Source organism: Flavobacterium tyrosinilyticum (assembly GCF_023656565.1).
In the GTDB taxonomy this organism is placed as follows: Bacteria; Bacteroidota; Bacteroidia; order Flavobacteriales; family Flavobacteriaceae; genus Flavobacterium; species Flavobacterium tyrosinilyticum.
In genome coordinates, this window is the sequence record NZ_JAMOKG010000002.1 from 1,408,564 (window position 1) to 1,432,604 (window position 24,041).

Below are 24,041 nucleotides of genomic sequence, written 5' to 3' on the forward strand. Positions count from 1 at the left end.
TGAGGAACGAAGGATCACACTAGAAACTATCGAAAGGTAATTCTCCAATCTTTGTTGATTTACGAGTGCGATCCTTCGTTTCTCAGGATGACAAAAAGGGTTGAAAAACTTTGTTTTTCAACCCTTTTGATTGGAATTTGGAATTTCTTTATTGGAATTTAAAACATTTATCTGTTGTTCAATTTCGCTTTCTCCTTTATAATATCGGCAATTTTTCTGTTTTCGATTTTACTTTCTAGCCAAGAAATAATATCCAGATATAAGAAAGCTCTTTTTTCGTAAGTGTTCTTTTCAAGTTCTACGAAACGAGTATGCATTTTTTTGAATTCCTTTTTTATATCAGCAGGGTAGAAGTTGTTTAGGTTTCTTAAAAACTTGATAATCTCTTTTTGAACTTCGTGCAAGTCGTTCATTTTCAATAAGAACTTATACGTGCTTTTCAAATGATTTTCTAAATAATAATCTTTTCCAAGCTCATAATGTGCAATCAGAGACAATAATCTTGCAAAGCACATTAAATCTTCGCGCATGGTCAAGTTTTTGTTGTTGATGATTTTATCTAAGTAATTAATGCATTCATTGTATTTTTCGTTACCAAAATAAATAGAAGCAATTTTATAAAAAAACAACATTTCGTGATGCTCGTCAAGATGCTCGCTGTGTACTTTCAGTTTATTTAAAATCTCAGGAATTAAATATTCGCTTTCCGCGAAAGTACCTTCTAAAATATGCAGATTTAATTTATTGTTGTATACATATAAGAAAGACAAGGAAGCAAGATTATCATTTGAAGGAAACTTAGGGTCTGCAATGGTTTCTTCTAAAAGATTCAAATATCTCTTGAAATTCGAGGTATATTTCAGCATATAAAGCGATTCCAGAAAATAGTGGTTTCCTTTTAAGAAAAACACAGGATTCAGATAAATCATATTTGGATTATCATAAAAAAGCTGAACCCATTTATAGGCAAATTTATAACTCGCCAAGAAATCCTGTACCAGAAAGCTTCGCCAAAGATTAGCATTATAAAACCAGTATTTTTCGCGGAAACCAAACTTGCTTTCGTCTAGTTTTGCTATATGTCTGTTAAAATAATCGTCTATATATTTATATTCCTCATCACTCTTTACGTAACCCGTTTTTAGCATGATGCCGTATAGCTGAAGCGATAAGTTGGATAATTTACTTGAAATCGTATTTCGGTAGTTCAATTCTTTCGCCTGAACAACCAATTCGTCAGCGCGCCCTTGAATACTTCGGGTAATATATTGCGATTCGATTAGTTTTTCGAATTCAACAATTTCATACGCCATATATTTTTCGTCATTTTCTAAAGCTTGCTGTTTGGTCTTGTCTAGAATTTTTAAACTCTGCTTGTATAATCCTTTATTATATAGAATAACGGCAAAATCCATTTGCTCTCGAAGCTGATAACGAATGTTCTGGCTAGGAATATTTAACCTTATACTGACTAGAATCTGTTTGTATAAGTATGATTTTAAATTAGATAACTGTACTTTTTGGATAATACCACTTTTAAGAATGAGTTTTTCATCGTAAACTTCAGATTTATCTAAAATATTGAATAATTCGATAAATTTTGTGTTTGAACTCGTTTCTAATCGGCTTGCAAAAATTTTAAACTGCCTTTTTTCTGATTTCGAAAGTGATTTGATTAGAACAAATAAGAAATCTTTTTGATGGTTAGCCATTGTAAAAAATAATAATATAACTTATTGGTTATGAGTTGTTTAGTATGAGATAAAACGTTTTATGAACAGTATAATTTCATTAAAATGAATTTCATACTGTAATAGTACAATATATATTTGTTATCAAGATGTGAAATTACATTAAATTAATGAATATGAATAGAGAGAAAGTTCAAATTTTTGACACCACATTGCGAGATGGTGAACAAGTTCCAGGATGTAAGTTAGATACTAAGCAAAAATTAGTTATCGCAGAACGACTAGACAAAATGGGAGTTGACATTATCGAAGCAGGCTTTCCTGTGTCAAGTCCAGGCGATTTTTTATCGGTCTCTGAGATTTGTAAAATTGTAGAAAATGCAACCGTCTGCGGACTTACAAGAGCCGTAAAAAACGACATTGATGTTGCAGCAGCTGCTTTAAAGCACGCTAAGAAACCAAGAATCCATACTGGAATCGGAACTTCAGAATCTCATATACTCCACAAACTACAAACTACGCCTGAAGATATTATTGCAAGAGCAAAATTTGCTGTAGCGCATGCTAAATCTTATGTAGAAGATGTAGAATTCTACGCAGAAGATGCAGGTAGAACAGATAATGCGTTCTTAGCTAAGGTTTGTGAAGAAGTTATTAAATCCGGAGCAACTGTATTGAATATTCCTGATACTACTGGATACTGTCTTCCAGAAGAATACGGAGCAAAAATTAAATACTTAAAAGAAAACGTAAAAGGAATCGAAAACGTAATCCTTTCATGTCACTGTCATAATGATTTAGGAATGGCAACTGCAAACTCAATTGCAGGAGCTATCAATGGAGCGAGACAAATAGAATGTACTATTAATGGTATTGGTGAAAGAGCAGGAAATACGGCACTTGAAGAAGTGGTAATGATTTTCAAACAGCATCCTTACTTAAATTTAGATACAAACATCAATACAAGAGAATTGAACGAAATGAGTCGTTTGGTTTCTGAAAGTATGGGAATGATTGTACAGCCAAATAAAGCGATTGTTGGAGCAAATGCTTTTGCACACAGTTCTGGAATTCACCAAGATGGTGTTATCAAAAATAGAGCAACTTACGAGATTATGGATCCGCTAGATGTGGGTGTTAATGAATCTTCAATCATTTTAACAGCAAGAAGCGGAAGAGCTGCTTTGGCTTACCGTGCTAAAAAAGTAGGTTACGAATTGACAAAAACACAATTAGATATCGTTTATATCGAATTTTTGAAATTCGCTGACATTAAAAAAGAAGTCGTAGACGCAGATATTCATCAGATTATCGAAGCTTCTAAAATAGAAGGAGAATTAATCAGAAGTTAATATTTCAAAATAAGAATTTAAGGAACAATAAGGATTTAAAGACATAAAGAGCGAGAGATTATGAATTTAAAAATAGCAGTTTTACCAGGAGATGGAATTGGACCTGAAGTAATTTTACAAGCTAAGAAAGCTTTGTACGCCATTGGCGAAGTGTATAATCATGAATTTGTTTTTGAGGAAGCGCTGATGGGAGCGGTTGCTATTGATAAAACGGGAAGTCCTTTGCCGGAACAAACGCTGAATCTCTGTTTAAATACAGATGCAGTTTTGCTTGGTGCGATTGGAGATCCGAAATACGATAACAACCCAAATGCAAAGGTTCGTCCGGAGCAAGGATTATTAAAACTGCGAAAAGAATTAGGATTGTTTGCTAATATTCGTCCTATAAAACCTTATAAAGCCTTAATTGAAGCTTCTCCTTTAAAGAGAGAAATTATTGAAGGAGCTGATTTTACCATTTTTAGAGAATTGACAGGTGGAGCTTATTTTGGTACAAAAACGCTAAATGAAGAAGGAACACACGCTTCAGATTTATGTGAATATTCAGAAGAAGAAATTACTAGAATTGCACATTTAGCTTTTAAGTCGGCACAAAAACGACGCAAAAAGCTAACAATGGTAGATAAGGCAAATGTTTTGGAGACTTCAAGATTGTGGAGAAAAGTAGTTCAGAAAGTGAGCGAAGATTATCCAGATGTTAAACTTGATTTCTTGTTTGTGGATAATGCAGCGATGCAGCTGATTTTAAATCCGAAACAATTTGATGTGATTTTGACTGAGAACTTGTTCGGAGATATTTTGTCGGATGAAGCTAGTGTAATTACAGGATCTATCGGTTTATTACCATCAGTATCTCTAGGAGAAAAAAATGCCTTGTTTGAGCCAATTCACGGATCATATCCGCAGGCAAAAGGAAAAAACATCGCCAATCCTATTGCTTCGATTTTAGCGGCAGCGCTTTTGTTAGAACATTTTGGATTAACTAAAGAAGCCCATGTAATCTACAAAGCTGTAGAAAAAGCAATTGAATACAAAGTGGTTACTGTTGATTTGAAACCAGATTCAAAATTTGGAACAAACGAAGTAGGAGAGTTCGTTTCTAATTTTATTTTCAGCAAAGATGATTTGCTGTATTTCAATAATGATAATGTAAGTATTGGACAATCTACAATTGTTTAATATTTTTTGTTAAAATGTGAAGATAATAACAAGAAGTCTTTGAAATGTTGAGATTTTATTTTTTTACTTCCGGAAGTTTGTTTACTTTTGTGACACTAAAAAATTAAATGATGCAAATCTCAATTATTATTACTTCTGTCGTTGTTGTCAATGTGATTCACACATCTGCATCGGGAATGTTATAAATATAATTGAAAAACTATATTACAAACCTTCCAAATACTGGAAGGTTTTTTTTTGAATAAAAAATTAAAATTAATAAAAAGCAATAATGGAATTAAATAAGTACAGCAAGACCATCACACAAGATCAAACACAGCCTGCGGCACAAGCTATGTTGTACGGAATTGGTTTAACTGAAGAAGATTTAAAGAAAGCACAAGTTGGTATTGTGAGCATGGGTTACGATGGTAACACTTGCAACATGCACTTGAACGATTTAGCAAAAGATGTTAAAAAAGGTGTTTGGGATGCAGATCTTGTCGGACTTATTTTTAATACCATTGGTGTCAGTGACGGTATTTCTAACGGAACTGAAGGTATGCGTTACTCACTAGTTTCACGTGATGTAATCGCAGATTCTATCGAAACAGTTGCCGGAGCGCAATGGTATGATAGTATTATAGCTATTCCTGGTTGCGATAAAAATATGCCTGGAGCATTAATTGCAATGGGAAGATTGAACCGTCCATCTATGATGATTTATGGTGGTTCTATTCACTCTGGAAAATGGAAAGGAGAATCTCTAAATATCGTTTCTGCTTTTGAAGCTTTAGGAAAAAAAGTAAAAGGCGAAATCACTCCAGAAGATTTTAAAGGTGTTATTCAAAATGCTTGCCCAGGAGCTGGTGCTTGCGGTGGTATGTATACAGCAAATACAATGTCTTCTGCTATTGAAGCATTAGGAATGAGTTTACCATACAGTTCTTCTAACCCTGCTTTAAGTCAAGAGAAAAGAGATGAATGTTTGGAAGCCGGAAAAGCAATCAAAATATTATTAGAAAAAGATATCAAGCCAAGAGACATTATGACTCGTAAGGCTTTTGAAAATGCTATTACAATTGTAGCCGTTTTAGGAGGTTCTACAAACGCTGTTATGCACTTAATCGCAATGGCTCATTCAGTTGGAATTACAATCACATTAGATGATTTCCAAGCGATTAATGATAGAACACCAGTATTGGCAGATATGAAGCCAAGCGGTAAGTATATGATGGAAGATATTCACGAAGTTGGAGGTATTCCTGCAGTTATGAAATACTTACTGAAAGTAGGACTTATTCACGGAGATTGTTTGACTGTAACAGGGAAAACAGTTGCTGAGAACTTAGCTTCGACTCCAGATTTACAAGACGGACAAGAAGTTATTCATGAAATTCAAAAAGCATTAAAACCAACAGGAAACATTCAAGTATTGTACGGAAATCTTGCTTCTGAAGGTGCTGTAGCAAAAATCAGTGGTAAAGAAGGGGAATATTTTGAAGGACCAGCTGTTGTATTTGAAGGTGAATTTGAAGTAATTCCAGGTCTTCAAGCCGGAAAAATTAAACCAGGTAATGTAGTCGTCATCAGAGGTTGTGGGCCAAAAGGTGGTCCGGGAATGCCTGAAATGCTGAAACCTACATCTGCGATTATTGGAGCTGGATTAGGAAGCAGTTGTGCTCTAATCACAGACGGTAGATTCTCGGGCGGTTCGCACGGTTTCGTGGTAGGTCACGTTACACCAGAAGCATATGATGGTGGTGGTATTGCGCTAGTAAAAGATGGAGATTTAATCGCTATCGATGCTGTGAAAAATACAATCGACCTGAAGATATCTGACGAAGAATTTGCAGCTAGAAAAGCGGCTTGGGTTCAGCCGAAATTAAAAGTTGACAGAGGGGTTTTACTTAAATACGCTAGATCGGTTTCAAGTGCATCAACAGGATGCGTAACCGATAATTAATTACAATAACAATTTCAAAAAGCAATAACAATTACAATATCAAAAGTCAATAGCAATTACAATAAAAAATATAAAAAGATTAATTTAAAATTTATCATTAAAATTGATTTTTGCCATTGCCATTGAATTTTGATATTGAAATTGACATTGAAAAAACAATATACTATGAAAATATCAGGGGCAGAAGCCGTTATAAGATGTTTATTAGCAGAAGGAGTAGATTTAATTTATGGTTATCCAGGTGGAGCTATAATGCCAGTTTACGACGAATTATATAAATTTCAAGATCAGTTACACCACGTTTTAGTACGCCACGAACAAGGTGCAACGCATGCAGCTCAAGGTTATGCTAGAGCTACAGGAAAAGTAGGGGTGGCAATTGCTACTTCTGGACCAGGTGCTACAAATTTAGTGACTGGTATTGCAGATGCTCAAATCGATTCCACTCCATTAGTATGTATTACAGGTCAGGTTGGAAGACATTTATTAGGATCTGATGCATTTCAGGAAACAGATATTATCGGAATTTCGACTCCGGTTACAAAATGGAATTTTCAGGTAACTGAAGCTTCTCAAATTCCTGAAATTATTGCAAAAGCATTTTACATTGCTCGTTCTGGTCGTCCAGGGCCTGTATTGGTAGATATTACTAAAAACGCTCAGTTTGATGAGTTCGAATTTAGTTATGAAAAATGTACAGGAATTAGAAGTTATGTTCCAGTTCCAAAATTAAATTTAGATAAAGTTGCTGAAGCAGCAGCTTTAATCAATAGTGCCAAAAAACCTTTTATTGTTTTTGGACAAGGAATTATTTTGGGTCAGGCAGAAGCTGAGTTTAAAGCAGTGGTTGAAAAAGCTGGGATTCCAGCAGCTTGGACAATTTTAGGATTATCAGCTTTACCTACAGATCATCCTTTAAATGTTGGTATGTTAGGAATGCACGGAAACTATGCGCCAAATTTATTAACAAACGAATGTGATGTTTTAATTGCTTTCGGAATGCGTTTTGACGACCGTGTTACAGGTAAATTAAGCACTTATGCAAAACAAGCAAAAGTAATTCACTTCGAAATCGATCCTGCAGAGGTTGATAAAAATGTGAAAACAGAAATCGCAGTTTTAGGAGATGTAAAAGAATCTTTAGCTGCTTTACTGCCTCTTCTTGATGCAAAGTCTCATGATTTATGGCATAATGAATTCAAAGAATTGAATAAAATTGAGTACGATTCAGTAATAAAAGAAGAATTAAATCCAACAAATGGTAAAGGAATTTCGATGGGAGAAACTATCGAAATGATCAACAAACACTCAAAAGGAGATGCCATTATCGTTTCAGATGTGGGTCAGCACCAAATGTTTGCTTGCCGTTATGCTAAATTCAATTCAACTAAAAGTAACATTACTTCTGGAGGTTTAGGAACTATGGGATTCGCATTACCTGCTGCAATTGGAGCAAAAATGGGAAAACCAGAGCGTGAAGTAGTGGCGGTTATTGGTGATGGAGGCTTCCAAATGACAATTCAAGAACTTGGAACTATTTTCCAAACTCAAGTTCCGGTAAAGATTGTTATTTTAAATAATGAATTCTTAGGAATGGTTCGCCAATGGCAGGAATTATTCTTTGATAACAGATATGCTTCAACAAAAATGATTAATCCAAATTTTGTTGCAATTGCTGAAGGATATCATATCAAATCTAAAAAAGTTACACAGCGTGAAGATCTAGATGCAGCGGTCGCAGAGATGCTGGCTTCAAAAGATTCATACTTCTTAGAAGTTGTAGTCGAAAAAGAAAACAACGTTTTCCCAATGATTCCAACAGGAGCTTGTGTATCAGAAATTAGATTAAGTTAAGAAAAGTTTCAAGTTTGATGTTTCAAGTTTCACGTTCTCAACAGAGCTTGAAACTTGAAACCTGAAACAAAAAAAAACTAAAAAACAACATGGAAGATAAAACATTTACCATATCGGTATACTCAGAAAATAATGTAGGTTTGTTAAATAGAATATCTGGAATATTCTTAAAGCGCCACATTAATATATTAAGCCTAAATGTTTCAGAATCAGAAATAGAGAATGTTTCAAGATTTATCATCGTAGTAAATACGACAGAAAAATGGGTTCAGAATATTGTAGGCCAGATTGAAAAACAAATTGAAGTTATAAAAGCATTTTATCATACAGATGAAGAAACGATTTTCTTAGAAAATGCTTTGTTCAAAATCGCTTCAAGTTTGTTGTTTGACGAGAAACAAATTCAGAATATCATCAAAGAAAGCCAGTCTACAATTGTAACGGTTTCTCGTGATTTCTTCGTGATTTCAAAATCAGGAAGACGTTCTGAAATTGAAGAATTATACGAAAAGTTCAAACCATACGGAATTATGCAGTTTGTGCGTTCGGGAAGAATATCAGTTTCTAAACAAAAAATGGAGATTTCTGCTTTATTAGAAACCTTTAAATAATAAAATCTTAGTTATATATAATCAATATTAAAATTTCATTTCATTAAATATTAAAACAAAAATGGCAAATTATTTCAATACATTACCACTTAGATTACAATTAGAACAATTAGGAGTTTGCGAATTTATGGAGCAATCTGAATTTGCAGACGGAATTGCAGCATTGGCTGGAAAAAAAGTTGTAATTGTTGGTTGTGGAGCACAAGGTTTGAATCAAGGTTTAAACATGAGAGATTCTGGTTTAGACATTTCTTATGCATTGCGTGCAGATGCAATTGCAGAAAAGAGAGCTTCTTATAAAAATGCAACTGAAAATGGTTTTACGGTAGGAACTTATGAAGAATTGATTCCAACTGCAGATTTAGTTTGTAACCTTACACCAGACAAACAGCACACTGCTGTGGTAACTGCTATTATGCCATTAATGAAACAGGGATCTACTTTGTCTTACTCTCACGGATTCAACATTGTAGAAGAAGGAATGCAGATTCGTAAAGACATCACTGTTATCATGTGTGCTCCTAAATGTCCAGGTTCTGAGGTACGTGAAGAGTACAAAAGAGGATTTGGAGTTCCAACTCTTATCGCTGTTCACCCAGAAAACGATCCAAACGGATTTGGTTTAGATCAAGCAAAAGCTTACGCTGTAGCAACTGGAGGACACAGAGCAGGAGTTTTAAGATCATCTTTCGTAGCTGAAGTAAAATCAGATTTAATGGGTGAGCAAACTATTCTTTGCGGTTTATTGCAAACTGGATCTATTTTATGTTTCGACAAAATGGTTGAAAAAGGAATCGATGCTGCTTATGCTTCTAAATTAATCCAATACGGATGGGAAACTATTACTGAGGCTTTAAAACATGGTGGTATCACCAATATGATGGATCGTTTAAATAATCCTTCTAAAATTGAAGCTTACGAATTGGCAGAAGAATTAAAAGATATCATGCGTCCATTATTCCAAAAACACCAAGACGATATCATTTCTGGAGAATTCTCTAGAACGATGATGGCTGACTGGGCTAATGATGATGTTAACTTATTGAAATGGAGAGCTGCAACAGGAGAAACTAACTTCGAAAAAACAGCTCCACAAGAGGCTGCAATTTCAGAGCAAGAATATTTTGATAATGGAGTATTAATGATTGCGATGGTAAAAGCTGGTGTTGAATTAGCTTTTGAAACAATGACTGAGGCTGGAATCATCGAAGAATCTGCTTACTACGAGTCATTACACGAATTGCCATTAATTGCAAACACAATAGCAAGAAAGAAATTGTTTGAAATGAACCGTGTAATTTCTGATACTGCTGAGTACGGATGTTACTTATTTGATCATGCATGTAAGCCATTATTGACTGAATTCATGAAAAAAGTAGAAACTAATATTATTGGTAAACCATTTTCAACTTCAAACGGAGTTGATAATGCGGTACTTATCGCTGTAAACAAAGAAATTCGTCAACACCCTATCGAAGAAGTAGGTGCTTGGTTGAGAGAGTCTATGACAGCAATGAAAAAAATTGGATAATAAAAAAAAAGGGAATTCCCGCAGAATTCGATTTTGCGGGATTTGCACTGTATCAATGATTTGTAATATTTTGAATTAGTAAGCACTTATTAAGATAAAAGATATAGATGCATATTGCATTCACTTAACTTCAGTGAGAGTTAAGTGAAGCTGATCCCTAATAATGGGGTATATTTATAAAATATACTTGTTGAAATTTCTGTTTTAATTAATAATGATGCTGCTATTTTCAAAATAGAGAAAAGTCTCGCAGTGCGGTTTGCAAAAAATTAATTGTTATTGAAATTTGTTAAATTAAAAAAGGCATAATATCTATTTATTATGCCTTTTTTGCCTTAAGTACGTATAAAAAATAAAGGATTTAAAATAATTTCAGATAATTATCATATTTTATTAAAGAAATGTTTTTTTTTAATAAAATTTATGAATTAAATTATTTCACGGATACGTTCAGATTTAATACATTTATAAAAAAATTCAACAAACGATGAGCTATTACAAAATTGAAAATTTAGAACAATACTTTAAACATTACAATAAATCAATAAGAGAGCCAAGAAAGTTTTGGGGAAAAATAGCTGAGGAGAATTTCACATGGTACCAGCAATGGGAAAAGGTTGTTGATTTTAATATGGCTGAAGCAGAAGTAAAATGGTTTACAGACGCTAAAGTTAACATTACCAAAAACTGTATTGATAGACATTTAAGCAAAAGAGGAGAGAAGACGGCAATTATTTTTGAACCGAACGATCCTTCTGAAGAAGCTTTACATATAACGTATAATGAATTATACGAAAGAGTTTCAAAAATGGCAAACGTTCTTCGCGAGCAAGGTGTTCGTAAAGGAGATAGAGTTTGCATTTATTTGCCAATGATTCCAGAATTGGCAGTTTCTGTTTTGGCTTGTGCTAGAATTGGAGCTATTCACTCTGTTGTTTTCGCTGGATTTTCTGCTTCTGCAGTTTCTGCTAGAATCAACGATTGTGAGTGTAAAATGGTAATTACATCAGACGGAGGTTATAGAGGAAACAAAACAATTGACTTAAAAGGAATTGTAGATGAAGCTTTAGATACTTGTCCTTCTGTTACAAAAGTGTTGGTTGCAAAAAGAACTAATACGGATGTGAAAATGAAAGAGGGCCGTGATGTTTGGTTGCAGCCATTATTAGACGCAGCTTTAGACAACAGCGTTGCAGAAATTATGGATGCTGAAGATCCGTTATTTATTTTATATACTTCAGGATCAACAGGAAAACCAAAAGGTATGGTTCATACTACTGCTGGTTATATGGTTTACACTGCGTATACTTTCAAAAACGTTTTCAATTACGAAGACAATGATATTTTCTGGTGTACAGCAGATATCGGATGGATTACTGGTCATTCTTATATATTGTATGGTCCATTATTAAACGGAGCTACAACTGTAATTTTTGAAGGAGTTCCTTCTTATCCAGATTTTAGCCGTTTTTGGGATATTATCGAAAAACATAAAATTACACAATTCTATACGGCACCAACCGCAATTCGTTCATTGGCAAAAGAAAGTTTAGATTATATTCAAAAATATCCTCTAAAATCTCTTAAAGTTATTGGATCTGTTGGAGAGCCAATCAACGAAGAGGCTTGGCACTGGTTTAATGACCACGTTGGAGATAAGAGATGTCCGGTTGTAGATACTTGGTGGCAGACAGAAACTGGAGGAATCATGCTTTCGCCAATTGCTTTTGTAACACCAACAAAACCAACTTATGCAACATTGCCATTACCAGGGATTCAGCCTGTTTTAATGGATGAAAAACGTAATGAAATTGAAGGAAATCAAGTAGTTGGAAGTTTATGTATTAAATTCCCATGGCCAGGAATTGCTAGAACTATTTGGGGAGATCACGATCGTTATAAAGAAACTTATTTCTCTGCTTTCCCTGGAAAATATTTTACAGGAGACGGCGCTTTGAGAGACGAAGTTGGATACTACAGAATCACGGGTAGAGTAGATGACGTAGTAATTGTTTCTGGTCATAATTTAGGAACTGCGCCAATTGAAGATGCGATCAACGAGCACCCAGCTGTTGCAGAATCTGCTATTGTTGGATTCCCTCATGATATTAAAGGAAATGCTTTATACGGTTATGTAATCTTGAAAGAAACAGGAGAAGTTAGAAATAAAGAAAACCTTTCTAAAGAGATCAACCAATATATTGCAGACCACATTGGGCCGATCGCTAAATTAGATAAAATCCAGTTCGTTTCTGGTTTGCCTAAAACGCGTTCTGGAAAAATTATGCGTAGAATTTTACGTAAAATCGCCGAAGGAGATTTTTCTAATTTCGGAGATACTTCAACTTTATTAAACCCTGAAGTAGTTGAGCAAATTATGAAAGAAAGAATTTCTTAAGTAAAATATAAAAAAAATGCCTCTTAAATTTAAGAGGCATTTTTTTTATAAATCGATTCTAATTTGTTAATTTAAGAATGTAGGTTTTTTTATTATTCTGCAATTTTTATGTTTACATCATTTACAAAAACAAGAGTTTCCGAATTACTTAAGTTAGTAAGAGATAAAATTCCATTTTTTTTCTCATTAACTCCATTTATTTTAAAACAAAATTCATTACCATCTTTATCTCGTAAAGTTACATATTCAGTATTGTTATCCGAATAATTCTGACAGCTGCGTGACACAGTATATTTGTACATCACTTTCATTTGATTGTTGTCATAATTGTAAACATTTCCATCTTGATTAAAAACCCATTTAGTATTCACATTTGTTTTAGAATACCAGCTTCCTAAGATACGCTTAGATGAGGGATCTTGTTTTTGTGCAAAAATTGTTGTTGCAAAAAATAGCATGGGTAAAATAAATAATAGTTTTTTCATAGAATTTAAATTTAAAGTAGATTTTCTGTTTGTAGTGCTGAGATAATTTATACCAAAGTTACGAGGGGCTTTTTTGTAGTTTTAGTAATTGATGTTTTTTTTTAAATTTATTTGATTCCCAATCTAGATTTTAGTTTTAAGAACAGGAGTCCAATTCGGTACGCATCTTCAGAAGAAGAATTGCGATCACTTTTTGGAATTTTATAAATTTCGCATAAATCGTCAAGCGAAAACTGTTTGTCGTTTATATCGGTCAATTTTCTGTACATCACATCGACGTCTAGTGCTTCATTTTTTAATCGGCCACAATTCAAGCGTTCTAGGGCTGCATTCAGCATTTCAATATCGAAATTGATATGATGCCCAACTAAAATTGAATTTCCGATAAATTTTACAAAAGCTTCAAGAGCATCAGGTTCAGGCATTTTCATCATTTTGCTTTCAATGATAAATTCATTAGAAAGTCCGTTATCCTGAAGATATTTATATTGTAATAAGACTGTTTCGAAACTTTCCTTAATAACAATGCTGTCGTCAATAACTGAGAAGGCTCCAAGAGACAAAACAACATCTTTATCCGGATTTAAGCCAGAAGTTTCAGTAGACAAAACCACAAACTTATTAGGTTTGGTTTCGAATTTAGTCAAATAGTCTTTCCAGAAGTCTGGATAGTCTTTGTTAATGTTTTTTAGCCAGTCTAGCATATTTTATGAGAATTGTGTCAATTGAAATTTACTCTTAATCAGTTCCTCCAGGTCTTTCATTGGGGACAGTGCATTTTTTAATTTCTCTTTGTCAGTTTTTGACATTTCTCTTAAATTAATATATTGGCCCGAGTCGTCATTTTTTAATCCTTCAACAGTTCTAAATTTAGAAAGCGTTAAGAAAGCTTCTGCACAGCTTAAATAAATTTCAGCATTTTTAGAATCTGTAATTGCCAATTGCTTGAACCTTAAGTACGTATTTTGGATTCCTTTAATATTGGCATTTAATATCAATAAACGTGCTCCATCAATTAATGGCATCAAAGCTCTTGTCTTAATATCAAATTTATCTTTGTTAGGACCATCTTCTTCGACAATGAATTTCTTGAAAAAGCTTAAAGGAGAATTTCTCTTCAAAGCATCATTTCCTAAAAAGTCAAAGAATAAAGTGTTGTTAACGGCATTCTTAAAAATAACGTTTTCAATAGCCTCTTCAATTTTTGGCTCTCCAAAAACAATTTCATAATCAAAGAAAATACTACTCAAATCATTACTGTTTTCTCCTGGAGTATTCATCCAGCTATTGTATTGTTTTGTCCAGTCGCTCAATGATTTACACCAAAGCATGTTGCTTCCCATATGTCCGTTTGGACAATAATCGTAGCCCACTTTTTCTAATATAGAAGTAGTGCGTTTTGCCAATCTTAAGAAATAATCTTTTACTTCTCTGTATTTTTCTGGCGTAACATCTTCAAAAATTAAGATACTATCTTGATCTGTGAGCAATAATTGCTCCTTACGCCCCTGACTACCAATACTTAACCAAGCGAAACGTGCAGGAGGGGAGCCTAAATCTAAAATAGATAATTCGACTGCTCTCTTAATGATAGCTAGGTTAATCTCGCTTGCAATATTGCTAACGTGCGAAATTGGAATATTTTTTTGAATCGAATTCTGAATCAAATCTGATAGACGATCACGTATTTGTTTTAAATCTTTTGGAAGCTGAGAACGTTTAATCTCTTTAATTAACACGCCTGGGTTACTAGCTTGTGCTACAATAAGATCGTGTTCAGAAATAATTCCCTTAACGACAGATTTACTTGTGCCATCTTTAGTAACACACAAATGCGTTACATTGTGCTTCAGCATTAATAATTGTGCTTCTGCCAAAGAAACATTTTCTAAAACTGTAACAACTGGCGACGACATAATTTTATCGATAGTTTCAGTAATAGGAAAGCGTCCTGTTGCAATTTTTGACGATAAATCGGCATTGGTCACAATACCAATTGGGTGATTTTTTTCGCCACAGATTATGATGTTATCCAACATAGAATCTGTCATTAAAATGGCAACGTCTTTAATTATAGAATCTGCTTTTGTCGTTAATGGCGAATTATTGTAGTTAAGCGACTGAATGTATTGCATTTCTGTCTGCTGATCTATATAATCAGAATCTGAAACTAACTTGCCGTTAGAACTCATGCTGTCTTTGGTGTGGCGTGAATTAACAGCGAAACTCTCCAGCAGAAAGTTTAATACATCAGAATTATTGGCTACAAAAGGTCTAAAAACAGCAATTGGAATAGCATATACAATACTTTCTTCACGCGCTTTAGCAGTCATCATGTAGTTATTTTTGGCAAAAAACGGACGCAAACCAAAAATATCGCCTTCATGACACTTATTTATGATAGTTTCTTCGGCATCAGCAATAGTCGTAAGATTAATGACACCAGAAGCTACAACATAAAAGTTCTCATGAAGCGGATCGTTATTTTGAAATAATACCGCATGCTTTTCTAAATTAATGACACGAATATTCGTAGCAATATCTGATAATTCCTGAAAAGTTAAATTATCAAACGGTTTGTATTCTTTTAAAAAATCTGCAATATGTTCAGCAACTGTATTCATATATGTGATAATTTATTTTTAAAGTATCGAATGTAAAAATAGTAAAATAAACTCTTACAATGAAAGTTCTTTAGTAGAAACTAATTATTTTAAAGAAATGTTAAAAGATAATGACAATAAGACTTGCAAAAACTTTTATGTTTTGAAATTTTGAATATTTAGGATTGGCAAAAAGATGATTTATTCTGAGCAACAGTAATTAACCGGATTGATAATACTGCGATATTTGAAATTATTTTACATCCAAAATCATATAGCGAATTTATGAACACTGGTAATCCAGCGCGCTAAATTTTTAATATTTAAGAATTTTTGAAAATAAAAATCATACAGCGTATTTATGAGCGATTTTAATTCAAGTAAAATATTTGAATTGAAAAACGAACGGATAATGTATCAGGTTAAATTTTTAATATTTGAAAATTTTTTAAAATGAAAACTGTACAATGTATTTATAAGCGATTTGAATTTAAAGAAAATGTTTGAATTGAAAAAATTAAGTACATAGTCAAGCACGGTAAAATTTCAATATTTGAGAACTTTTGAAAATAAAAATCATACAGCGTATTTATGAGCGATTTGAATTTAGAATACAAACTGTATAATCTAGCAATTCAAATTTTCAATATTTGAGAATTTTTGGAAAATAAAATCATATAACGCATTCTCAGAGATTTTAGTTTTAGAAATAAAAAGTAAAACTTTCAAGCAAAATATAACTCTAGAAGCAAGGATGATAAATTTTCGCTAAATGAAAACATTTTAAACTAAAAAGTTGTACAGCGTATTTGTAGGGCAGTTTTTAAAATATTCTATTTTACATAATATAAATTATAGGTCAAAATAGAATAACTCCGAGAAGGAGCTTATTCGTATAATTTATTCAAAATCATATCTTTTGGCACAATATCGCCTCCGCCATTTTTATTAAACTGTAACACTTCATCTTTTACAAATAAAACTGCGCTAGATGTAACTCCGTTTTTATCTTTCAATTTTATTTGAGCTTTATCGCCATGCGGATATACATGTCCGGAAACTTCCAAAATTCCTGAGTTTAATTCTTTATGATCACTTGTAACTTCGGCGGTTCCAAAAATCTTATAATTAGATTGTGCAATCGTGATTGTAAAAATATACTCTTTCTTGCAGTCTTTACATTTTTGGTTTCCCCAAGTTCCTGAGAATTTATTTTGCTGTGAGAATGCTTGCAAGGAAATTAAAAATGCCAGGAAAAGAAATTTTTTCATTGTAATTTGTTTTATTAGAATCTGAACCAAATATAAATCAAAAAAGCATCACAAATTTGCGATGCTTTTTCTAAATCTTTTAAAATTTACAATTTTTTCAAATAAACCGATTTTCCGTTTAACGAAACATCAATTTGATTGTTTTTTTCGTTAAAAGTTGTTCGTAAAGCATTTCCGTTAAAAATAGTAACGTCGCCATACACATGACCCGCTTCACTAGAAGTATAATCAAATTTTACTTTTTTGTTTCCTGGTTCAATACCTAATTTGTAACTAGAAAATTTTGTTCCTCTTAAATCGAAATCTTGCTGCGAATCGATAATTTTTCCGTCAGCGTAAAAATTGGTAACCGATTTACTTAATGTAATGTCTGGATAATATTGATTTACTTTTTTAAGAAGCTCGTACTGCTCAACGCTGGCTTCTTCTTGTTTTGACGTAATAGTTTGAGCAAATGAAATTGATGTAAATAAAACTGCTAATAACAAAAGGTACTTTTTCATACTTTCTTAATTTAAAGATTAATAGATAGTTACGCTCAATAATTTTCGCGATTACTTTAATTTAATATTATAAACTTCTTCAAGTTCTATAACAAGGTATGAAATCTTTACCTTTGCAAAAAATTATAAGCCCTTTTTTAATATAATGACAACAAAAAAATATATTCAGCTCATCCTCATATTAGGTTCTTTAACCGCTCTAGGTCCTTTTTCAATAGATATGTATCTGCCTGGTTTCTCAGGAATTGCGAAAGATTTAAATACTACTGTCGCTAAAGTTTCTATGAGTTTATCCAGTTATTTCATCGGAATTTCGGCTGGACAATTACTTTACGGACCTTTATTGGATCGTTTCGGACGTAAAAAACCGCTATTTATTGGACTTTTGGTTTATATTCTCGCTTCTTTAGGATGCATTTATGTTGCTGATATAGATTCATTTATATTGCTGCGCTTTATTCAGGCTATTGGAAGCTGCGCTGCCACAGTTGCTTCTGTAGCAATGGTTCGAGATTTATTTCCTGTAAAAGATATTCCAAAAGTGTTTTCGCTTTTAATGTTGGTTGTGGGACTTTCTCCGATGCTGGCACCAACTGTTGGCGGTTATGTTACAGAAGATTTAGGCTGGCATGCTGTATTTTTTATTTTAATGTGCATGGGAATTTTGATTTTAGCAGCTTCACAATTCGGACTTCCAGATACTTATAAACCAGACACTTCAATTTCTTTGAAACCGAAACCAATTATATCTAATTTTCTGTTAGTTTTAAAAGAGCCTCAATTTTATACTTATGCCTTTACGGGAGCAGTCGCATTTTCGGGATTGTTTTCTTATGTAGCGGCTTCACCTCTAGTTTTTATGGATATTTATAAGGTTGACGCAAAAACATATGGATGGATTTTTGCGCTAATGTCCGTTAGTTTTATTGGTTCTAGTCAGTTAAATTCTATGTTGCTGAAGCGATTTTCTAGCGAACAAATGATTTTTGGAGCTTTAATTTCACAATCTGTTATTAGTATCGTATTCTTGATTTTGGCTTTAAATGATCTTCTTGGATTATACCAAACGATCGGAATGTTGTTCTTGTTTCTAGCCTGTTTAGGAATCTCAAATCCAAATACTGCCGGGTTAACGCTTGCTCCTTTTGCTAAAAATACCGGAAGTGCTTCGGCATTAATGGGCGCAATTCAGCTAGGAATCGGAGCTTTAGCTTCATTTGCAGTTGGTGTTTTTGTAAAAAGTTCTGTAATACCTATGGTTGCCATTATGACCACTACAACTATTACAGCATTTATTATTTTAAATATTGGAAAGCGATTTATAAAAGAAAAAGTTGAATTGTCAGATAGCGACGATATTATGATAGGACATTAAAAGAATTAAATTCCAATTTTTTTTAAATCCAAATTCCAATTGGATTATATACAATAAAGCCGAAATCTAATGATTTCGGCTTTGTATTTTTTGGATTTTGGAATTTCAAAAAATTGGAATTTTTAAAATTTATTGGAATTTTACAAAACCTAATTTTGTGTCTTTTTATCTGGTCTAATAATCATTCTAAGCGATTGATCTTTTGCAAAATAAGCAACCATCCAATTCCAGAATGTGTTTAATCTGTTTCTGTAAGTGATCAAAGAAATTAAGTGTATAAACAGCCAGATAATCCAAGCAAAGAAACCTTTAAAATGCCATTTTGGACTAGGTAAATCTACAACAGCTTTTGCTTTTCCTATGATGGCCATAGATCCTTTGTCTTTGTAGGCAAATGGTTTAAGAGGCTTATTGAGAACCATGGCTTTGAAATTTTTAGCCAGATTTAAACCTTGCTGAATTGCAACCTGAGCAACTTGTGGATGTCCATCAGGGAAATTTTTATCTCCTGCTGCAATTGCTGTATCACCAATGGCATAGATATTATCTACACCGTTTACTTTATTGTATTCGTCAGTTGCCATGCGTCGGCCGCGTCCGTAACTTTCTTTCGGAATTCCTTCAAAGATTTTTGCAGAAACACCAGCAGCCCAGATTAAGTTTTTGGTTTTAATGGTTTCTCCATTTTCAAAAACTACCGTATCATCAACATAATCAACAACTTTAGTGTTCAGTTTTACAACAACTCCAAGTTTTGTCAATGCCTCCAGAGTATCTTTTTGTGAATCTTTGCTCATTGGCGCCAAAAGTGCGTCTCCACCATCAACCAAATAAACATTGCTTGCAGAAGTATCCAATTCTGGATATTCTTTAAGGAGAATACTTTTTCTCATTTCAGCAAACATTCCAGAAACCTCCACTCCTGTTGGCCCCCCTCCTGCTACTACAATTGTAAGTAATTTACGTCTTTTTCGCATATCCTTACAAATGGCTGCTTTTTCAAGGTTTTTAAGCAATGTGTTACGCATTACGATGGCATCATTTAAGGTTTTCATCGGAATGGCATTTTTCATTACGTTTTCCATGCCAAAATAACTCGTTTCTGCACCAGTGGCAAAAACAAGATAATCATATTCAAGTTCTCCGTTGCTTAAAGTGATTTTCTTTTCGGCAGGAGAAACAGATAATAATTCGCCAAGACGAAAACTTAGATTTTTTTTACCTGCAAAAAATTTTCTAAAAGGATAACTAATGCTCGAAGGTTCTAAAAACGCCGTAGCAACTTGATATATAAGTGGTGGGAAAAAGTTATAATTATTCTTGTCTACAAGTGTTACTTGTATTTGAGGCTGATTTACAAGTTCTTTTGCTAGGTTAATTCCTGCAAATCCCCCTCCAATAATGACTATTCTCATATATGTTGTATTAAGTAGGATTATAAAATAATTCCTTATAAATATACAACTTTAATATGCAATGACAATTGTCATATTTATTACTTTTTGAATTTTTTAACTGTTTTTTCAACTACATCGATTTTGTTCTGTAAGACATAACTTGCTATTAATTTCTCGATTAGTTCGTCTTTTGTCAAATGATGGAATACGGTTTTTACTCTCGTTTTCAAATCTTGCGAAAGCTCATGATTGGGTTTTGTTTTGAAGATTTGTTTTGCCCACAAAAGCATATTGTTTTCTTCAAGACTTGCTGCTGAAGGTTTTTTAAATTCAGAGAATTTAATTCCTAATTCTCTTTCAAAATCAGCAATTTCAAAAACCTCTTCTTGCTGTAAAACCGTCAAGGAAAGTCCTTTTGCTCCTGCCCTTGCTGTCCTTCCGCTTCGGTGAACGTAATTTTCGTAAGTATCAGGTAAGTGATAATTAATTACATACGAGATTTCTTTTACATCAATTCCTCTCGCAGCCAAATCGGTTGCCACTAAGATATTGATATGTCCTTCACGAAACTGTTCCATAATTCGATCACGAATTCCCTGTGTCAAACTACCGTGAAGTGCTCCTGAAGAAAATTTATTGATCGCCAGATTTTTGGCTAATTTATTAACGGCAGCTTTCGTTTTACAGAAAATAATTCCTCTTTCACCATCTCTAGAGTTCAAGAAATGCATTAAAACTTCCAGTTTTTCAATTGGATCTACCACAATATATTCGTGGTCGATTCCTTCATTTCCAACAGTTTCCATATTGGCGCTTATCTGAATTACATTTTTGTTCAAATAATTCTGAATCAGCTGTTTTATGGTTCCAGGAAGTGTGGCAGAAAATAATAAAGTACGGTGCTTTTTAGGCAGTTCCGCAACAATTTCGTCTAAGCTTTCTTTAAGAATGGCAACCATTTCATCGGCTTCATCCAAAACCAGATATTCCGTTTGTTTTAAATCGATTGCTTTACGCTGAATCAAATCAATTAAACGCCCTGGAGTTGCCACAACGATTTGAGCACCTTCTTTTAATCTTTCGATTTGTGGTTTTATTGGAGTTCCTCCGCAAATTGAAGCAATAGATATATTAGGGATATATTTTGAAAAACTTTCTAAGTTTCTAAAAATCTGCTGTCCCAGTTCTCTCGTTGGAACTAAAATTACAGCCTGAACTATTGTTGATTCTGCATTTACCAATTGTAATAAAGGAAATCCAAAAGCAGCGGTTTTTCCGGTTCCTGTTTTTGCTAAACCAACAATATCATGGGTTTCGCTCAAAAATAACGGAATTGTTTTTTGTTGAATTTCTGTTGGTTCAACAATATTTAATTCGCTTAAAGCTTTTAAAATTGGAGCTGAAATTCCTAATGTTGAGAATGGTTTAGACATGATTTTTTAATTTTGTTTCAAGTTTCAGGTTTCAAGTTACACCAAAAACTTAATAAGTTGAAAGGAGAAATCACATTTGCTTTGAAATGCTATTTCTCCTTTATAAATTATGATAATGTTTTAGATTCCAATAACTTGAAACATGAAACCTGAAACTTTAAACTTTTTTAACTCAAAAATCAATCCGGTTCGTTCATGATTTTCTCACGATATTTTTTTCCAATCAATAAAGTCAATCTTTGTTTGTAATCGTCAACCAGCCATTCACGGTAGTTTTTACTACATTGGCTCAAACATTTCGAATAACGCTTGATACGGTCTTCGATATCATCTTCTAATTCTTTAGCTAGCATTTTTGCTTCCTGAAGCGTTTCTGTATTGTCTACACACATTCCGGCATGCTGATCTAGAGATTTGTCTAAAACTACTTTTGAACGAAGATTTTGTTTAATGATTAGTTTGTGCTCTTCATCAACATCAAAACTAACGTCTGCCGTTTTGCTAAATTTGGCACGCAATTCTGGTGGCATGCTGTATTTAAAGAACATCTCGATTTCATGATCATCACGAAGATTTTCTAAGTAAAACTCTGGCGATTTAAAAATATGCTGCCAATTTACAGGATCGCTCCATAAACCAAAACGAGCGGCATTGTTTCCTAAATCGATAACTGTAAATTCATCTTTTCCAGGCAATTTACGAGAACCACGACCAATCATTTGGAAATATAGCGTCAATGATTTTGTTGCTCTATTCAAAATAATAGTTTCTACAGTTGGTTCGTCAAAACCAGTTGTCAAAATTCCGACAGAAGTCAAAATGGCATCTGGAGTCTTTTTAAACCATTGCAGAATGTCTTTACGCTCTTCAGAGCTACTTGTGTTGTCTAAGTGGCGAATATCGTAACCTGCTTCTCTAAACGTTTCATATACATATAATGAAGTATGAATACCGTTATTAAAAATTAATGTTTTCTTTCCTAAAGAACGTTCTGTATAGGCATGAAGCAGTTTTTCCTGCATCAAAGTATTGGTATATAAATCATCTGAAGATTTTACAGTATAATCTCCATTGATACCCACTTTTAACGAAGTCAAACCAACATCATAGCTGTAAGTTGTAGCTTTTGCCAAGAAACCTTTTTCAATCAAAGAACCAATAGTATCACCAACAATAAGTTCGTTATAACTTTGGTGCATTGGCAATTTTATGTTTGAACTCAAAGGAGTTGCTGTTACTCCAAGAATAAAAGCGTTTTTAAATGAATTTAATAGTTTTCTAAATGAGTTGTAGTGTGCCTCATCAATAATAACCAAACCGATATTGTCTAGATGAAGTTTTTCATCATTAATACGGTTTTTTAAAGTTTCAACCATTGCCACGAAACAAGAAAAATCATTCTGATCAGGCAATTCTTTTACTTTACTATTGATTATTTTGTTTGTTACACCAAAACCAGTTAACATTTTTGAAGTTTGTTTACAAAGTTCGATACGGTGCGTTAAAACCACCACTTTTTTATCATTATGAGATAAATAGCGGCGAACGATTTCAGAAAATATTACTGTTTTTCCTCCTCCTGTTGGAAGCTGATACAATAAGTGGTGTTTTGGAGGAGCATTGTCTAAACGGTCAAAAATGGCATCAATATCGCCTTTTTGGTATGCATACAGTTCTTTCTTCTCTTCTCTTTGTATTTCTAAAGTGTTTTGAGACATTGTTTATTTTTGGATTTTTGCAAAAATACACCGAAAAAACAGTTATTCATCTTCTTTTAACTTAAAATAAATGTTTTTTTTAAATAAAGATTTTTTATGAGAAAGGGTTTTAATAGTCGATTTTTTCCAAAATTGCCTCAAAATCGTACTTATTTTTCCATTTTTGCTCGGAAGTTTCATGCTGAATTGCATTAATTCGCAATTTAAAATCGTTAAAAATTCCGTTTGAAACAATAAAATTTACTGCTTGCTCAAAAGAATTAAGAATGCTTTTGTAAAATAATTCCTGCTTAATCAAGTTTTGCGAAGAAAACGTTTGCGCAATTTCGATATTGTAAAGCATGATATCTGCAACAATATAAGAATCTACTCCAAGCATCATAAAATGCTTAATTAATTTTTGAGCAACCGATCTTCGCATTTTGGCTTTTGGGCGCCATTTTGCTCCAGGCTTTTTAATAGGGAAATATTCGTGCGAGATTTTGACTTTTGCATCCTGAAGCAATTTGTCTTCTTTTGGGTTGAAAACAAAGTCATAATACACTTTTACAGGAGCAAATTTCTCGTACAATTCTATCAATTGTTCTTCGAGTTGTTCTTTCGTTAATTCGCCTAAATATTTTTTTAAATCTCTTTTACTCATACAGTAAAGATAATTTCCAAATTCTTAAATTCCAAATTCGAATTTTAAGGCA

General features: G+C 33.2%; 18 protein-coding genes. 8 read left to right on the forward strand and 10 right to left on the reverse strand.

Annotated features, from left to right (window positions below; genetic code table 11):
* Positions 1-167: 167 nt before the first annotated feature.
* A complete protein-coding gene (locus NCC77_RS13920) occupies positions 168-1,712 on the reverse strand; it encodes a hypothetical protein (protein ID WP_250836110.1) in 1,545 nt (514 codons plus the stop codon).
* A gap of 155 nt (positions 1,713-1,867) precedes the next feature.
* Here NCC77_RS13920 and NCC77_RS13925 point away from each other — a divergent pair, with 155 nt between their 5' ends.
* The 7 genes from NCC77_RS13925 (at position 1,868) to acs (ending at position 12,561) form a co-directional block, all read left to right on the forward strand.
* Positions 1,868-3,043: a 2-isopropylmalate synthase gene (locus NCC77_RS13925; protein ID WP_095929340.1), complete on the forward strand. Its 1,176-nt coding sequence runs from the start codon at positions 1,868-1,870 to the stop codon at positions 3,041-3,043.
* 60 nt (positions 3,044-3,103) lie between these two features.
* On the forward strand, positions 3,104-4,222 hold the full coding sequence (gene leuB, locus NCC77_RS13930; RefSeq protein WP_250836111.1) for a 3-isopropylmalate dehydrogenase: 1,119 nt from the start codon (positions 3,104-3,106) through the stop codon (positions 4,220-4,222).
* Positions 4,223-4,493: 271 nt separating this feature from the next.
* Positions 4,494-6,167: a dihydroxy-acid dehydratase gene (gene ilvD / locus NCC77_RS13935; RefSeq protein WP_250836112.1), complete on the forward strand. Its 1,674-nt coding sequence runs from the start codon at positions 4,494-4,496 to the stop codon at positions 6,165-6,167.
* 165 nt (positions 6,168-6,332) lie between these two features.
* Positions 6,333-8,021 (forward strand): biosynthetic-type acetolactate synthase large subunit, encoded by a 1,689-nt coding sequence (ilvB, locus tag NCC77_RS13940; RefSeq protein ID WP_250836113.1) that lies wholly within the window; start codon positions 6,333-6,335, stop codon positions 8,019-8,021.
* A gap of 89 nt (positions 8,022-8,110) precedes the next feature.
* Entirely contained in the window at positions 8,111-8,632 is a 522-nt protein-coding gene (gene ilvN / locus NCC77_RS13945; RefSeq protein ID WP_144212769.1) for an acetolactate synthase small subunit, read from the forward strand.
* 61 nt (positions 8,633-8,693) lie between these two features.
* Positions 8,694-10,163 (forward strand): ketol-acid reductoisomerase, encoded by a 1,470-nt coding sequence (gene ilvC / locus NCC77_RS13950; RefSeq protein WP_250836114.1) that lies wholly within the window; start codon positions 8,694-8,696, stop codon positions 10,161-10,163.
* 487 nt (positions 10,164-10,650) lie between these two features.
* Positions 10,651-12,561, forward strand: a complete 1,911-nt coding sequence (acs, locus tag NCC77_RS13955) for an acetate--CoA ligase (RefSeq protein WP_250836115.1) — start codon at positions 10,651-10,653, stop codon at positions 12,559-12,561.
* A gap of 92 nt (positions 12,562-12,653) precedes the next feature.
* Here acs and NCC77_RS13960 read toward each other — a convergent pair whose 3' ends face one another.
* From NCC77_RS13960 to NCC77_RS13980, 5 genes are all read right to left on the reverse strand, one after another.
* A complete protein-coding gene (locus NCC77_RS13960) occupies positions 12,654-13,046 on the reverse strand; it encodes a hypothetical protein (RefSeq protein ID WP_250836116.1) in 393 nt (130 codons plus the stop codon).
* Between the two features lie 107 nt (positions 13,047-13,153).
* Entirely contained in the window at positions 13,154-13,750 is a 597-nt protein-coding gene (locus NCC77_RS13965; protein ID WP_250836117.1) for a 3'-5' exonuclease, read from the reverse strand.
* Positions 13,751-13,753: 3 nt separating this feature from the next.
* The gene (locus tag NCC77_RS13970) at positions 13,754-15,670 is read right to left on the reverse strand and encodes a DUF294 nucleotidyltransferase-like domain-containing protein (protein ID WP_095929312.1); all 1,917 of its coding nucleotides are present in this window, start codon (positions 15,668-15,670) and stop codon (positions 13,754-13,756) included.
* An 866-nt stretch (positions 15,671-16,536) separates the two neighbouring features.
* Positions 16,537-16,920, reverse strand: a complete 384-nt coding sequence (locus NCC77_RS13975; RefSeq protein ID WP_095929341.1) for a hypothetical protein — start codon at positions 16,918-16,920, stop codon at positions 16,537-16,539.
* Between the two features lie 86 nt (positions 16,921-17,006).
* Positions 17,007-17,423, reverse strand: a complete 417-nt coding sequence (locus tag NCC77_RS13980) for a hypothetical protein (protein WP_250836118.1) — start codon at positions 17,421-17,423, stop codon at positions 17,007-17,009.
* A 145-nt stretch (positions 17,424-17,568) separates the two neighbouring features.
* Between NCC77_RS13980 and NCC77_RS13985 the strand changes: the two genes are divergently transcribed.
* The gene (locus NCC77_RS13985) at positions 17,569-18,798 is read left to right on the forward strand and encodes a multidrug effflux MFS transporter (protein ID WP_250836119.1); all 1,230 of its coding nucleotides are present in this window, start codon (positions 17,569-17,571) and stop codon (positions 18,796-18,798) included.
* Positions 18,799-18,947: 149 nt separating this feature from the next.
* Here NCC77_RS13985 and NCC77_RS13990 read toward each other — a convergent pair whose 3' ends face one another.
* From NCC77_RS13990 to NCC77_RS14005, 4 genes are all read right to left on the reverse strand, one after another.
* The gene (locus NCC77_RS13990) at positions 18,948-20,213 is read right to left on the reverse strand and encodes an NAD(P)/FAD-dependent oxidoreductase (protein ID WP_250836120.1); all 1,266 of its coding nucleotides are present in this window, start codon (positions 20,211-20,213) and stop codon (positions 18,948-18,950) included.
* A gap of 80 nt (positions 20,214-20,293) precedes the next feature.
* Positions 20,294-21,628, reverse strand: coding sequence for a DEAD/DEAH box helicase (locus NCC77_RS13995; protein WP_250836121.1), 1,335 nt, complete (start codon positions 21,626-21,628; stop codon positions 20,294-20,296).
* Between the two features lie 179 nt (positions 21,629-21,807).
* Complete coding sequence (locus tag NCC77_RS14000; RefSeq protein WP_095929316.1) at positions 21,808-23,346, reverse strand: DEAD/DEAH box helicase; 1,539 nt, start codon at positions 23,344-23,346, stop codon at positions 21,808-21,810.
* Positions 23,347-23,455: 109 nt separating this feature from the next.
* Entirely contained in the window at positions 23,456-23,989 is a 534-nt protein-coding gene (locus NCC77_RS14005; RefSeq protein ID WP_250836122.1) for a DUF6155 family protein, read from the reverse strand.
* Positions 23,990-24,041 lie beyond the last annotated feature (52 nt).